We start from the raw sequence: 15,650 nt of genomic DNA, 5'->3' as shown, positions 1-15,650 counted from the left end.
TAAAGTTAGTTTGTCTAGCATCTAAAAATAAAAATTGACGTTTCACGTTGTTTGTTTCGTTCAGTTTTCAAAGAACTTGTCTGCCGCTTCAGAAGCGACTTCATCATATTAACATCTTCATTTTTCGATGTCAACTACGTTTTAAAATTTCTTTTTTGTCGTTTTCTGCGTTTCTGCATCAGCGACGTTTATTAATATACCATCATGATTTTTAAATAACAAGTGTTTTTTATAAAAAAACAAAAAAAATTATCCAACCTACTTTCTTCTATATAAGAACACCTCATCCCCTCTACAGAAAACAACCATTTAAAATTGTATACCAATAAACTCTAATTGACCAAACCGCATTTTATAAACCTATTCTCTTCTATATTAAAGCCCCCTACAATTCACCTCTCTATAGGCCAACAATATAACAGAACAAATCAATCCACACTACAAGAATAGATTCATCGCTCCCCTCTCTAATCAGCATGTTCACTTCCTAATAAAGAGAATGTGCTGATTCTTGGTTTTGTTCTTCCTGAAGATTATTAATGGATCAGGTTTCTGCAGGTACCCCTAATCGAATTGTGAAGCGAGTGTCTTATCTCCCAGCCAATAGCTGAATAAATAACGAAATCCCAACAAAAACATTAACTTAAGATTATTGTTAGAATTTTTTTACATTTAATTAATGAAAAATATCCATTTTTTGTTATATAGTAAGAAAGGACGTACTCAACTATAAATAAACCAATGGAGGAATTACTTTATGGATAGGTTAACAAAGTTTTCATTAAAAAACCGCGCTGCTGTTATCATCATGGTTTTTCTCATTTCCATACTCGGCGTTTATTCCAGCTCTAAATTACCTATGGAATTTTTACCAAGCATCGATAATCCCGCAGTCACTGTCACAACCTTATCTCAAGGACTTGATGCTGAAGCAATGACGAAAGAAGTAACTGATCCCCTCGAAAAACAATTTCGCAACTTAGAGCACATCGACAGCATCACCTCTTCTACGCACGAGGGATTATCACGCATCGATATCGCGTATACATCTAAAGCAAATATGAAAGATGCAGCACGCGAAGTCGAAAAGGCCATTAATACAATTAAATTACCTAAAGACGCAACGAAACCCATAGTTAGCCAATTAAACACTTCTATGATTCCACTTGCTCAAATTGCTATCCAGAAGCAAAACGGATTTTCAAAAGCAGATGAAAAACAAATCGAAAAAGAAATCGTACCACAACTCGAAAGCATTGATGGTGTTGCCAACGTTATGTTTTTCGGAAAATCAACCTCTGAATTAGCTATCATACTAGACCCAAACCAATTAAAAGATAAAAACGTAACAACCGAGCAAATATTAAAAGTTTTACAAGGAAAAGAAACGTCCACTCCAGCTGGAGCCGTTACCGTTAATAAAGAAGAATATAACCTTCGCGTCATTGGGGATATAAAAAATGTAGATGCTATTAAAAACATTACCGTTGCACCTCAAGTAAAATTGCAAGATGTTGCTCAAATTGAACTTAAACAACACTACGATACAATCTCACATATAAACGGAGAAGAAGGCACTGGATTAATCATCATGAAAGAGCCAAGCAAAAATGCGGTTGCAATCGGAAAAGAAATCGATAAGAAAATCAAAGATATAAGTAAACAATATAAAGATCAGTTTTCTATCAAACTTTTAGCCTCAACTCATGAGCAAGTTGAAAATGCTGTTACTAGCATGGGAAAAGAAGTAATTCTTGGAGCAATTGCTGCAACTCTAATTATCTTAATCTTTTTGCGTAACTTCCGAACAACACTCATCGCTGTTGTCAGTATTCCATTATCTATTTTATTAACACTCTTTTTACTACACCAATCTAACATCACACTTAACACTCTAACTCTTGGTGGTTTAGCGGTTGCAGTTGGACGTCTCGTTGATGATAGTATCGTTGTCATCGAGAACATTTTCCGTCGTTTACAAAAAGAATCTTTCTCTAAAGATATTATTCTCGATGCAACGAAAGAGGTCTCCGTTGCAATTACTTCTTCTACTTTAACAACGGTCGCTGTTTTCTTACCTATCGGCCTCGTATCAGGAGTAATCGGAAAATTAATGTTACCTATGGTATTAGCAGTTGTATATTCTATACTATCATCCTTAATCGTTGCACTAACAGTTGTTCCACTTATGGCTTTTTTACTACTCAAAAAAACAAAACACAAAAAGCCAAGTTCTTCACCACGATATGTCGCTACATTAAAGTGGGCTCTTTCGCATAAATTCATTATTCTACTTACCGCCTTTTTATTATTCGCAGGATCGATTGCAACCTATATATTACTACCGAAAGCGAACATAAAATCTGAAGACGACACAATGTTATCTATTAATATGACTTTCCCAGCTGATTACGCACCTGAAACACAAAAACAAAAAGCCTTCGATTTCGAAAAGAAATTACTTTCTAACTCGGATGTAACGGATGTTATTTTACGAATGGGATCTAGTGCAGAAGATGCACAATGGGGGCAAACGACAAAAAATAATCTTGCGAGTATATTTGTAGTTTTCAAGAAAGGCTCTGATATTGATCAATATGTTAAAGAGTTAAAGAAAGAACATAAAGCTTTTGAGCCTGCTGAACTAGATTATATAAAAACGAGTTATTCAAGCTCTGGCGGCGGCAACAATTTGCAATTTAACGTAACAGCTACTAACGAAACGAATTTAAAAGAGGCTGCTACTATCGTCGAAACAAAACTAAAAGATATGACTGCTCTCTCTAAAGTAAAAACAAATTTAGAAGACTCTAAGAAAGAATGGCAAATCCACGTTGATCAAACAAAGGCCGAACAACTAGGATTAACACCAGAATTGGCGGCACAACAAGTAGCATTCCTTATGAAAAAATCACCTATTGGTGAAGTTTCAATCAATAATGAAAAAACAACTATTATGATAGAACACAAAAAAGAAAGCATTACTAAACAAGAAGACATTTTAAACACAAACATACTATCACCTATTAATGGACCAATTCCTTTAAAAGACATTGCAACTATTTCAGAAAAGCAACTTCAAACAGAAGTCTTCCATAAAGATGGAAAAGAAACGATTCAAGTTACTGCCGAGGCCTCAAATGAAGATTTAAGTAAAGTAAGCACAGAAGTAAACGAAACGATAGCTAACCTAGACTTACCTAGCGGCGCAAAAGTAACGATTGCAGGTGCAACTGAATCTATGCAAGAGAACTTCACAGATTTATTTAAAATTATGGGAATTGCAATTGGAATTGTATATTTAATTATGGTTATCACCTTCGGACAAGCGCGTGCTCCTTTTGCAATTCTGTTCTCCTTGCCATTAGCTGCTGTTGGCGGTATTTTAGGATTAATCATTTCAGGAACACCTGTTGATGTAAATTCCTTGATTGGCGCATTAATGTTAATTGGGATTGTCGTTACAAACGCTATTGTATTAATAGAAAGAGTACAACAAAATCGGGAACATGGAATGGAAACAAGAGATGCCTTATTAGAAGCAGGATCCACCAGATTACGTCCAATTATTATGACAGCTATAACGACGATCGTCGCGATGCTTCCTCTCCTATTTGGTCAATCGCAAGCAGGAAGCATGGTATCAAAAAGTCTTGCCGTCGTTGTTATCGGTGGTTTAGCAGTCTCAACCGTTCTTACATTAGTAGTCGTTCCAGTTATGTATGAACTATTAGATAAAATCGGGAGAAAAAGACGCTCTCGTAGAAAAATAAACACTTCTACAGAAACACCTGATATTTAAAAGAAAAAGCGTTATCTTCATGAATGAAGATAACGCTTTTTCTTTACCTACTCATATAACCCATCATCTTTTGAGCATATCTCTCTAAAGGTTCACCAGAATCTACAATAAGATATTCGGCATTCGAAGGTCTTTTACTACCATCTAACCACTTTTTAAAAGCTAATTCCGAATCCACTCTACCAATCTGACTGACCATACGCTTACGTGCTTGTAGCCTATTATTAATCTCTTCCATATCATTAAGGTAACATTCGATATATTTATATTTTACACCATGTTTATTAGACAGTTTCATTCCTTTTTCAACCATCCCCTCATATAGACATGGACTATCCAATATCACACTATTGTTCTAAATAAGAATCAATCAATTACAAATTCAACAATCCTTACATCCATTCCTTCTATATTAAAATACAAAAGAACTCTCTACTTATAAGCAGAGAGTTCCTCTTTATCATTTATGCCGCTTTTACTTTCTTCGTCGTTTTACTTTTTCTTTTCGTTCCTGTAAAACGTTTGTGCAATACAGATGCTACCAAGCGCGAAATAACGTTGAATAGTAATACCATAATAATTAATACAGCTGCAGATTTTGTCGCGATCAACTTCGCATCCGGAATAACTCCTTCAGAATTTAACTTCCAAATGTGAACCGCTAACGTTTCAGCTGGTCTAAATGGATTTAAAGGATGCGCAGGACTTGAGAAGTCCGCTGCTGAATTTAAAATTGGAGATGTTAAACCCGCTGTGTAAATCAGTGCGGCCGCTTCCCCAAATATACGACCCGCCGCTAAAATAATACCTGTAATAATTTGCGGTAATGACGACGGAATAATAATACGAGCGATTGTTTGCCACTTCGTTGCACCTAATCCAAGACTTGCCTCTTTTACATTATGAGGCACTTCTGAAATTGCATTTTCACAAACACGTGTTAAACCTGGTAAGTTTAAAATAGTTAGAGCAAGAGCACCACCCATTACTGTGTACCCCCAGCCCGTCATTGTAACAAACACTAGTAAACCGAATAAACCAACAACAATAGAAGGTAAAGATGCCATTGTCTCAATACATAAACGAACAAAATTTAAAAAACGCCCTTGCTTTGCGTACTCCGCTAAATATATTCCAGCACCTAACCCAAGAGGAATAGATATAACAAGCGTTATAACAAGCATGTAGAAGGAATTGAATAACTGTGGACCAATCCCACCACCAGCTCTTGTATTACTTGGTTCTCCAAACAAGAAATTAGGATCCCAAAATCCCCATCCCTTTTGCAAAATTTCAAACACTAAGAATACTAGCAGAGCTACAACTAAAGCTGCAACTGCGTAAAAGATACCTGTCCAAATTTTATTTACCGTTCTTGCATTCATTATTATCGCTCACCTCTTTGCCCAATCGCTCGAATTACTAAAATAAACAGGAATGAAATAACAAGTAAAATCATCGCTAAAGTCCATAGCGCATTGTTCCAAGCAGTACCGTTCAATGTATTTGTCATGTCCATTGTCAAAATACCAGTTAACGTTGCTGTCGGACTATATATTCCTTCTGGTAATTTAATTGTGTTCCCGATTACCATTTGAACCGCTAATGCTTCACCAAAAGCACGCGCTAAACCTAAAACAATACCTGTTAAAATCCCTTTTTTCGCAGCAGGAACAATCACTCGGCTAACCGCTTGCCATTTTGTTGATCCTAGACCGTAAGAAGCTTCTAAATAATCAAATGGAACAGAGCGTATTGCATCAGAAGCGATACTAGCAATAGTAGGTAAAATCATAATACTTAATACAACAATACCTGCAATTAAACTAAAGCCCACTCCCCCGAATGAATCACGTAATAGCGGCACTAAAATCGTAACCCCTAATAATCCGTATACAACCGAAGGAATACCAACTAATAATTCTAAAACAGGCTTCAATACTTTATTTCCAAACTTCGGCGAAATTAAATTCATGAATATAGCAAGAGCTATAGCAATTGGTGCACTAATAATAACCGCACCTAACGAAACCACTGTTGAACCTACAATGAAAATCAAAGCTCCAAAGGTTCCTTCGTCAGCATTTGGATTCCACTTTGTCGATGTTAACATCTCAGTAAATGAGATACCGCTTTGTGTAAAAGATTGAATACCTTTACCGCAAATAAACGCAATAATAGCTAATGTAATTAAAACAATAAAAATCCCACAAAACGTAACAAGCGATCTTCCTATATACTCACTTTTTACGTAATTAATTTGTTTTTTCCCCTTCATCACAGGTCAGACCCCACTTCATAGATTGAAATGAACAGGACTGGCCTTGCAGCCAGCCCCATAAAATTTTATTACTTATTTAATTTAGACATTGGAATGTAACCCATATCTTCTACTTGCTTTTCAAAGTCTTTACCTTTTACATAGTCAATGTAAGCTTTCGTTGCTTCTTTCGCTTCACCTTTTGTTACCATGTACTCGTAAGACCAGAATGGATATTTACCAGAAGAAATGTTTTCAACTTTCGGTTCAGAACCATCAATTTTCACTGTTTGTAGTGCACCTTTTTTCTCGCCAACCATGTAAGACATTGCTAAATAACTTACTGATCCTGGAGTAGAGTTAATCGCTTGCTCTACTGCACCGTTAGAATCTTGTGTTGTACCAGTTCCATCATTAATTTTCGCGTCTTTCATAACTGTCTTTTCAAATGTAGCACGTGTACCAGATGAAGCCGGACGGTTAATTACGTTGATTTTTTCATCTTTCCCGCCTACCTCTTTCCAGTTTGTTACTTTTCCAGTGAAGATATCTTGTACTTGTTGTACTGTTAAGTTATCAACTTTTACATCTTTATTTACGACAAGTGCGAATGCAATACCCGCAACCTTGTTATCTACTAATTCTTTCGCTTTTTCAGCATCTTTTATTTTATCTCCCGATGGAACATCTGAATTACCAATTTGTACCGCACCCGATGCTACTTGGTTAATCCCAGTTCCACTACCGCCACCTTGAACTTGAATAGAAACTTTTGAATTTTTTTCCATGAATTTCTTTCCAGCTTCCTCCGCAAGAGGTAGAAGAGCTGTAGAACCAGCTGCTGCAATCGTACCTGATAATTCTTGTTTTGTATTATCGCTTCCTTTAGCAGTGTCTTTACTAGCTGTATCTTCTGCTTTCCCACATCCAACTAACGCTCCTGCCACCACTAAAGCTGCTAAAGAAAATTTAATACCTTTTTTCATAACCATGTCTTGTACCCCCATTTGGATTATCGCTTTTCGAATTCATTTTCTTTCGAACACAAATTCATTGTAGGACAACAATATTATGTGAGTGTTAAGCAATTTTTAATTTTAAGTAAATGACGATAATACTCTTTAAAAGCTAGGAATCCCAACATTTATAGTTAAAGAACCCAACAAAATCCACATTAATTAAGTAGTAATGTAAATTTAGTCTTAACAATGTAAATTCAATGTAAATGTTTTTCGCTCTTTTCCCCTCTTGGTTAAAAATATATTTACAAATCCATTATATTTTTTAACTTTTACACTCTTACTTCATTTACATTCAACAGAATTTCAGTAATATTTTTTAGTACAACTAAATAAATTGGAACAATTCTAAAAATAAATGAATATTTTTAAAGTACCAATTGACAGCATCATCCAATGTAGTCTACTATATTACTAACAAAAAGTTTACCTAAGGAAACTTTTTAAACTTAAACTAACAATATAGAGATGAGGTAACTTTTATGGTATCGGCTAATACAAAACCACTTTCCGCATTTAAGACAGGAGAGTTTGTACAGATTGAGAAGATACAATTAGAAGGAACTATGAAACGACGTTTATTAGATTTAGGATTTATCCCTGGGGCAACGATTAAAGTATTACAGCGCAGTCCACTTGGAGATCCGGTCGCTTATCAAGTAAGCAATACAACTATTGCATTACGTAAGGAAGAAAGTTCCCTTATTTTCGGGGTATCAATAGGAGATGATTTCAGATGAGCAAACATCGCATTGCTTTAGCTGGTAACCCGAACACCGGGAAAAGTACATTATTTAATACTTTAACAGGCTTAAAACAGCATACTGGAAACTGGACGGGAAAAACTGTTTTAAAAGCTGAAGGGGAATACGAACATAACGGAAGTAAATATACATTAATAGATTTACCTGGAACTTACTCACTATATTCAAATTCTGCGGATGAAGAAGTAGCAAGAGATTATATTATATTTGAAAAACCAGAAGTAACTGTCGTTGTTATAGATGCAACTGCAATGGAAAGAAATTTAAATTTAGCACTCCAAGTGATGGAAATGACGAACAACGTAGTCATTTGTATTAATTTAATTGATGAAGCGGAGAAAAAAGGCATCGTTATTGATGAAAAGAAATTAGCAAAATCGCTCGGTGTACCTGTAGTTAAGATTTCCGCTCGTAACCGAGTAGGTATTGGGCATTTGCTAAGTGTTATCGCTAAAGTAGCAAATAAAAAACTAATTCCAACACCAATTAAGGTTTCTTACAGTGAAAAAATTGAAAGTATGATTCAAGAATTAGAACCACAAATTTATAAAGTGTTCGGTGATACGTATCCAGCACGTTGGATTGCGTTACGTATATTAGATGGAGATAAAAATTTCTTAACTACACTCCAAAAACACCATAATGAACCACTTGTAAGGGAGGTCGTAATGAATGGAATCTCACTCAGCCAGTAAGGCTCTTCCATTAGACTATATTATTCAACATGCACAAGCACTCTCAAAAGAAGATATACGAGATGATATTGTCGGAGATATTTATCGAACATCCGCAAGCATATGTAAAGAGTCTGTTCAATATACAAATACCGATAAATTGTATCGTTCTGAAAAACTAGATAAAATTTTCACATCTCCCATCTGGGGATTCCCAATTATGCTCGGTATTTTATCTATTATTTTTTATCTTACAATTGCAGGCGCTAACGTACCGTCTGATATGATTGCTGAATTCTTCGGATGGGCCGAAGGATATTTAACATCTTGGTTCCAGGCAGCACATGCACCTGAATGGTTACATGGCATTTTAATCCTTGGTTTATTCCGTGGTATCGGTGCTGTTATTAGCGTTATGTTACCACCTATGGCAATCTTTTTCCCTATGTTCGCACTATTAGAAAACTATGGATACTTACCGCGTGTTGCATTTAATATGGACCGCTTATTCAAACGCTCCGGTGCACATGGTAAACAATCTTTAACAATGGCAATGGGCTTTGGTTGTAATGCAGCCGCTATTATGTCAACACGTATTATTGAATCGCCACGTGAACGCATGCTTGCAATCTTAACAAACAACTTCGTTCCTTGTAACGGTCGCTGGCCTATGTTAATTTTAATGGCTTCATTATTTATGGCTGCTGGTTATACAGGTAGTATGCAAACATTAGTTACTGCTGGCGTTGTAGTTGGGATGGTTGTAATTGGTGTTATTATGACATTAACTGTTTCTTGGGTACTATCAAAAACAGCTTTAAAAGGTGTGCCAACTCACTACACTCTTGAGTTACCACCGTACCGTAAGCCAAAAGTTTGGAATACAATTGTACGTGCAACACTCGATAAATCTATTTATGTTTTAAAACGAGCTGTCGTTGTAGCTGCCCCTGCGGCTGCATTAACTTGGTTACTCGCTAACATTTTCATCGGCGACACAAGCTTACTTATGTATTTTGTAAACTTCCTAGATCCATTTGCTAAAATGTTAGGACTTGACGGTTTTATTCTAGCTGCGTTCATTCTTGGATTACCAGCGAATGAAATTGTTATCCCAATTTTATTAATGTCTTATTTATCAACTGGAGCTTTAACTGAAATAGATGATTTTAATCAAATTAAAAATCTATTCTTAGAAAATGGTTGGACTTGGTTAACAGCGTTAAACACAATGTTGTTCTCACTTCTTCATTTCCCATGTGGAACAACACTGGTTAACATATATAAAGAAACAAAAAGTGCCAAATGGACATTCTTATCGTTTGCAATCCCTACCGTTATCGCCATTGTTGTAACATTCCTCTCTACACAATTGGTACATTGGTTAGGGCTTGTATAAGCAAAGCATACATAGAAGGTATCCCCCTTTACATTTGCTTTGCGCGAAAGAAACCTGAATTTATTTAGGTTTCTTTTTTTGTGCATCAGTATTCCAAGGCTGCGCCCCATACGTTGTAAGTTTCTTATGAATAAAGTATATGGTTCCCGGAAGAACCGCCATTAATATCGTGCAACTAATTCCCAATCCAGTAAACAACTTACATCACCTTATTTCACTCTTTTCGGTAAAGCTGAACCAGAATGTTCAATTGTTGGATGAACATGAACAGTAATTTCAGCATTACTAAAGTAATTTTCGCCTTGATCCCAATTATTACTTATCTTTTTCCATTCTTTATAATTATGTCGCTTATATACTTCCCCTAATTCTAATACATCTACCTTATATTTTTTTTGAACAAGCTTAATCGACTTTTGGATGCGTTTCTCCATTTCCTCCGAGATATCCTTCTCTAAACGCTTTTCATTCAAAACCTTTTTATGATCACTAAAGTGTAACTCAGCCAATGTACCTTCCAAAGATAAGTGAATATTAAACTTTGGTTTTGTGACATTCGTTGTAGATACTTTAATTTTCCGACGCAACTTATGAATTTCATATGTAATAAGTTGATTCTTTTTACGGATGGTAAAAAACCCACCAATTTTTTTACCTATTATATAATTCATCCCTAATGTTTCTTCCCCACTCAAACTGCCTACACACTTATTATCCTTTCCACGAAACAACGCTGCCCCGTTCATTTGTACCCCTTGTTTTGTTAGTTCAAGAATAGGTAATACGAAACTTCGATTGGAAATCATCTTTTCCTGGACTTCACCAATTCTTGCGGCCTCAATCATTTGGGCATTTTTCGGAGGATGTTCAGCTAACATATCAATATACTGCGCCGGTAAGTTTTCAGGCTTAGCACTCTGTTTCAATATAGCTTCTGCATCTTTTTCAGAAACGAACAAACGAATATTTCGTCGCATCTCATGATCACGAATATATACATCTAACGTATTTTGTAAAACATATGGATTCGCTAGTAAATCTTTAGAAAAAATGATCACTTGTATATGCGGAAAGAATAATGTGCGACTAATTTTTTTGGCGATAATTCGTATTTGCTCAAAGACACTATCTGCTTTTGCACTAACATTAATATAATTTTCACTATCCCCACTACTTTGTCCACCTTGCTGTGCTAACTTACTGGGAAGCACCATCTGATACGTCCCTTTCATAATGGGATTCGCTTTCTTTTTTTTCACAATATCATAAGCTGCACCTACTACAAATCCTCTTTCTTCTATTTCTTCTAGCTCAGAACACCCACTAATAGATCCAGCTAAAACCATAAGCATCATAATTTTAAGAAGGTGTTTCATTTCTACCATTCCTTCTTTTTATTTTATATACAATTAAAACGAGCAAAGGCGCTAAAACAACAAACCCCATATCTATCCAAGCTAAATAAGTCCCATAACTTGACAAAGCATTCAAACTACTCGGTATCATATTCAGCATAAAAATGATCGGGGCACTTCCAAAAATGAAAATATGTTTCTTCACTTTTGGAAACATAGCGCAAAATAATAGAGATGCGACGTCGTAATACATGGCTGTCGTGTTATAAATCGTAATAATCCAAGTCGTAAAAAAAATCGCATCAAACCTTTCTAAAAACCCTCCACCAATTTCAATTTCTTTCCCTAATTCAATTGTTGGATACGTCAATCCACGAGTTGTCATATACGTAAAAACACTAATACAAGTTACATAAATTAAAATATACGACAGCACATTTACCATTACCGCTTTCGCAACTGCCATTGGTGCTTTTTTTGCCGTCTTATCGTTTAACAACACAGCATAAAACAAAGCTACTTCAAATCCAATAAACGTAAAAATAGAATTCTTAACTCCAACAGCATATTGACTCACTTTCGTTTGAAAAGCTGGTAACAAATTATTTATTTCCATTAAATTTATATTCAATAAAGAAAGAAGCACTATCGCAATTAAAACAATAGGTAAAAATAGAACATTTAACCTTAATAAGGCCGCTCTTGATCCCGCTATTCCATAAATAACAACTAATAAGAAGAAGAAAGACAGTAGTTGTATCGGTGTATCGCTAAACAAATACGTTTGAGAAATAATTGAAATCATTCGCGATTCATATGCTGTCAAAGCAGAAAATGTTAATATTAAAATACTACTAATTGTATACGCAACAGGCTTTGTCAAATGCGCACTCGTATATTGAACAAAGTTTTGTTTCGGGAATAAAATAGCTACCTTCGTTACAAACCAACCTAAAACTGCACAAACTAATCCACCCAAAAGCAAAATAATCCAACCGTCCGAAAATAAAGTTTGGCCAGCAATATCTCTTGGCATAGACAATGCTCCTATACCAATAATTGTTGAAGATACCGCAAACCCAATTTCCCGAGATCCAATCTCTTCATCGCCATACTCAAATGGTTTCAATTACTCTCGCTCCTTTGGACGTAATATAGCATCTTTCGTTTGTAAATATTCCGGTCTCTCTTTCAACATCGATTTTGGCATGCGAATAATTTCTTCTTTCCAATCTTTATAAAATGCAGGAGCAATAGGCGTTGTATATGGGACACCAACACTCGTTAAATTCGTAATATGAACTGCGAGTGCGATAAGCGCTAAAATAATTCCATATAAACCAAAAGCAGTCGCTGCTAATACAAAGACGAAAAGTAAAATACGAAACGTAATCGTAATGCTATATACAGGGAGAGAAAAGGTAGCAATAGCTGTAACCGCAATAATGATAACTAAAAACGGATTTACAATTCCTGCGTTCACCGCTGCTTCTCCAATTACAAGACCACCTACAATCCCAATTGTTTGCCCCATCGGTTTTGGCAACCTAATTCCCGCTTCTCGTATTAACTCCATCGTTAATGCCATCATTAGCGTTTCTATATAGGCAGGAAATGGAACACCTTCCCTTGCCTCAGCAATTGAATACGCCAGTTTAGAAGGAATAAGCCCTTGATGATATGAGACGAGCGCTACATACATCGCCGGCATTAAAACTGCGACTATACCAGAACCCATCCGCAAAATTCTTAATAAAGTCCCAATTACCCAGCGCTCATAGTGATCTTCCACAGATTGAAAAATATCAACAAATACTAGCGGAGCTATAAGAGCAAACGGTGACCCATCCACCAAAATAGCTGCCTTTCCTTTCGCTAATGAGGCCACAATATTATCAGGCCTTTCTGTATTCAAAAACTGCGGAAACGGTGACAAATTATTATCTTGAATTAATTGCTCAATCGTACCCGTCTCAAAAACGACATCTGTCACTATCGATTGAAGACGTCGATCTAGCTCTTTTACAATGTAAGGATTAATAATGTCTTCTATATATACTAGGGTTACCTCTTTCTGCGATCGCTTCCCCATAATATAAGATTGAAATCTCAGCTTTGGATCGCGTAAACTACGGCGAATTAACATTTTATTCACGTTAATATCTTCATTTAATCCAACCCTCGGTCCACGTATTAAATCTTCTGTTACCGGCGGTTCTAAACTTCTTTTTTCCCAAGCTCTACTATTAACCACGATAGCGGTTTGAATATTATCAATTAATATAACCGTATCTCCTGCTAAAATCGCATTTATAATATCCGGAAACGTTGTCTTCTTACCGACTTCCGCAATAGAAATAAAACGATCCAATAATGTTTGAACAACAGCTTCTTCTTTATGTACTTCTTCATATTGAAGTGTACGAACTACATATTTATAAACATTATCCTTATCAGTTAACCCACATAAAAAAATAACAGCACAGCGTGTAAAACTACCAGCAAGAGCAACCTCCCTAATTGTTAAATCATTAGGCGAACCTAACTCATCCCTAATTTCTTTCATAACTTCAAATAAGTTACCTTTTAACTCTAACAATTCCCCCACCTAACTTCCTTTTCAACAAGTTTTTAGTTAGATTCCGCTAATAGAAGAAAATATATACAAAAAAGAGCTATCTCTTTTCAAAGATAGCTCTAACACACGGATTACTTTTCTACTATTATATTGTCTGTCTTTATAGATACATTTTTCGTGAATCCGCTAACGATAAACATCACAATCATATTCATTAACAATGCAACTATACCTACATTTAAATCTTTTATATATTGAGGGAAACCCGGAAACACCGTAGCTATAGTTGAGCCAGATAAAGTAATATATGCGACCACTAACAACCCAATCCCCATGCCTGCAATTGCCCCTTGTTTCGTAATAACTTGCCGCGGAAACAAACTACATACAAGTGCAGGGAAAAGTTGTGTCACTATGCTATATCCCATTAAAAGAAGTGCTCCTATTGTTTCTCCACCTTTAAAAGTGAACAAAACAGCTACAAGAGTTACTACAGGAACAAATAACTTCGCCACTTTAGCAACTTGTCTGTCTGAAGCTGACGGAACCATTGTTCGGTAAATATTTTTTGCTAATAATGTAGACGCGGCCATGACAAGCATAGAACCTGGAACTAATGCGGTTAAAACTCCCGCACTACCAATAATCCCAATAAACCAAGGATCAAAAGTTTGAAGAGCCAGTCGGAATAATGAAAGGTCTACATCCCCTCCCTTTAATCCAGGAACTTGCAAGATAGCTGCAAAACCTGCAAAGAATACGAAAAGTAAAACTAAAGAATACAGTGGCATAATTGCCGCATTTTTACGAAATACTTTTTCATTTTTCGCAGAGAAAGCAGAAGCGAATGTATGGGGCCACATATAGAAACCGAGAGCTGTTAATACAATAGTAGAAACAAACCAAGAAATGCTCATTCCTTCATCAGGTAAAGATAAAAACCCTGGCTTCGCTGCTTCTACAGCTTCAAACATCGGCTGAAACCCTCCGTAATAATGGTACGGTAAATATATACCTAAAAACATAACGATAAACAGGATCATAATATCCTTCAAAGCGGCCGTCCAAGCAGAGCCGTGTATACCTGAAACCATTACATATATCGTTATGACAATTGCACCAATCCACACTGCAACAACTGGTGATACCCTTCCGTAAGACGCTTCAGAAACGATAATACCTAATCCTTTTAACTGTAAAACAAGGTAAGGGATAATCGAAATAACCCCTATAATAGAAACGATTATGCCAAGTGTCTGACTCTTATATTTCTTCACAAAAAAATCTGGCTGTGAAACAAGATTATGCTCTTTCGCATACTTCCAAACCGGCGGCAATAAAAAGTAAGATAAAATATAAGCTAATGCACCATAACCTAAAATATAGAACGTAGGCGCTCCTTTACTATACGCCCATCCACTCCCGCCTAAAAATGTGAAAGTCGTATAAATTTCACCTGCCATTAGAAGAAAAACAAAAATAGTGCCAAATCCTCTTCCACCAACTGACCATTGCTCTAAATTCATGTCTTTTCCATGTTGTGCCCGAATCCCTAAAAATAGTGCGAGAAACAAAAATAATATAATGATAAGTAATGCGGTCATTTCACATCCCCCTTATTAGCAGGATCAAATACGTACACAAGTCCCATACAAAGAGACGTAATGAGCACTGATAATAATACCCAAAATAATAAAAATGGCATCCCTAATACGTAAGGAGTAACTGAATTAGCAAATATGGGTCCAACAACTAAACAAAAAACTGGAATAAGCGCTAATACGTGTATTTTCTTCATC

At 36.0% G+C, this 15,650-nt stretch carries 12 protein-coding genes and 1 pseudogene; 4 read left to right on the top strand and 9 right to left on the bottom strand.

The window, feature by feature from the left end; all coding sequences use genetic code 11:
- Positions 1-757: 757 nt before the first annotated feature.
- Positions 758-3,802 carry an efflux RND transporter permease subunit gene (locus PDL00_RS31105; protein WP_270733394.1) on the top strand — a complete coding sequence of 1,015 codons (3,045 nt, stop codon included), beginning with the start codon at positions 758-760 and terminating at the stop codon, positions 3,800-3,802.
- 43 nt (positions 3,803-3,845) lie between these two features.
- Here PDL00_RS31105 and PDL00_RS31100 read toward each other — a convergent pair.
- The 4 genes and pseudogenes from PDL00_RS31100 to PDL00_RS31085 form a co-directional block, all read right to left on the bottom strand.
- A pseudogene (locus PDL00_RS31100) lies at positions 3,846-4,176 on the bottom strand (AAA family ATPase); the annotation flags it as partial.
- Positions 4,177-4,266: 90 nt separating this feature from the next.
- Positions 4,267-5,187 carry a phosphate ABC transporter permease PstA gene (gene pstA / locus PDL00_RS31095; RefSeq protein WP_097917667.1) on the bottom strand — a complete coding sequence of 307 codons (921 nt, stop codon included), beginning with the start codon at positions 5,185-5,187 and terminating at the stop codon, positions 4,267-4,269.
- 2 nt (positions 5,188-5,189) lie between these two features.
- Positions 5,190-6,080 carry a phosphate ABC transporter permease subunit PstC gene (pstC, locus tag PDL00_RS31090; protein WP_000676674.1) on the bottom strand — a complete coding sequence of 297 codons (891 nt, stop codon included), beginning with the start codon at positions 6,078-6,080 and terminating at the stop codon, positions 5,190-5,192.
- Positions 6,081-6,151: 71 nt separating this feature from the next.
- Positions 6,152-7,054: a phosphate ABC transporter substrate-binding protein PstS family protein gene (locus PDL00_RS31085; protein WP_242256353.1), complete on the bottom strand. Its 903-nt coding sequence runs from the start codon at positions 7,052-7,054 to the stop codon at positions 6,152-6,154.
- Between the two features lie 509 nt (positions 7,055-7,563).
- Here PDL00_RS31085 and PDL00_RS31080 point away from each other — a divergent pair.
- Genes PDL00_RS31080 through PDL00_RS31070 form a run of 3 tightly spaced genes read left to right on the top strand, consistent with a single transcriptional unit; the run spans position 7,564 to position 9,918 of the window.
- Complete coding sequence (locus tag PDL00_RS31080) at positions 7,564-7,821, top strand: FeoA family protein (protein WP_242256351.1); 258 nt, start codon at positions 7,564-7,566, stop codon at positions 7,819-7,821.
- On the top strand, positions 7,818-8,540 hold the full coding sequence (locus tag PDL00_RS31075) for a FeoB small GTPase domain-containing protein (protein WP_000033846.1): 723 nt from the start codon (positions 7,818-7,820) through the stop codon (positions 8,538-8,540). The genes PDL00_RS31080 and PDL00_RS31075 overlap by 4 nt, the downstream gene beginning before the upstream one ends.
- A complete protein-coding gene (locus tag PDL00_RS31070; protein WP_061676309.1) occupies positions 8,518-9,918 on the top strand; it encodes a nucleoside recognition domain-containing protein in 1,401 nt (466 codons plus the stop codon). Before PDL00_RS31075 ends, PDL00_RS31070 begins: the two co-directional genes overlap by 23 nt.
- A gap of 209 nt (positions 9,919-10,127) precedes the next feature.
- Here the strand turns inward: PDL00_RS31070 and gerLC are convergent, their stop codons facing one another.
- The 5 genes from gerLC to PDL00_RS31045 form a co-directional block, all read right to left on the bottom strand.
- A complete protein-coding gene (gene gerLC, locus PDL00_RS31065) occupies positions 10,128-11,294 on the bottom strand; it encodes a spore germination protein GerLC (protein ID WP_242256349.1) in 1,167 nt (388 codons plus the stop codon).
- Positions 11,278-12,402: a spore germination protein GerLB gene (gene gerLB / locus PDL00_RS31060; protein ID WP_242256347.1), complete on the bottom strand. Its 1,125-nt coding sequence runs from the start codon at positions 12,400-12,402 to the stop codon at positions 11,278-11,280. The genes gerLC and gerLB overlap by 17 nt, the downstream gene beginning before the upstream one ends.
- A complete protein-coding gene (gerLA, locus tag PDL00_RS31055) occupies positions 12,403-13,881 on the bottom strand; it encodes a spore germination protein GerLA (protein ID WP_270733391.1) in 1,479 nt (492 codons plus the stop codon).
- 101 nt (positions 13,882-13,982) lie between these two features.
- Positions 13,983-15,455, bottom strand: a complete 1,473-nt coding sequence (locus PDL00_RS31050; protein WP_242256343.1) for a sodium:solute symporter family protein — start codon at positions 15,453-15,455, stop codon at positions 13,983-13,985.
- Positions 15,452-15,649 carry a DUF3311 domain-containing protein gene (locus tag PDL00_RS31045; RefSeq protein WP_061676314.1) on the bottom strand — a complete coding sequence of 66 codons (198 nt, stop codon included), beginning with the start codon at positions 15,647-15,649 and terminating at the stop codon, positions 15,452-15,454. The genes PDL00_RS31050 and PDL00_RS31045 overlap by 4 nt, the downstream gene beginning before the upstream one ends.
- Position 15,650 lies beyond the last annotated feature (1 nt).

The sequence above is a fragment of the Bacillus cereus group sp. TH152-1LC genome, from assembly GCF_027710505.1.
Taxonomy (GTDB): Bacteria; Bacillota; Bacilli; order Bacillales; family Bacillaceae_G; genus Bacillus_A; species Bacillus_A mobilis.
Note: the sequence above shows the minus strand (reverse complement) of the source record. Positions and strands in the feature narration are given on the sequence as shown.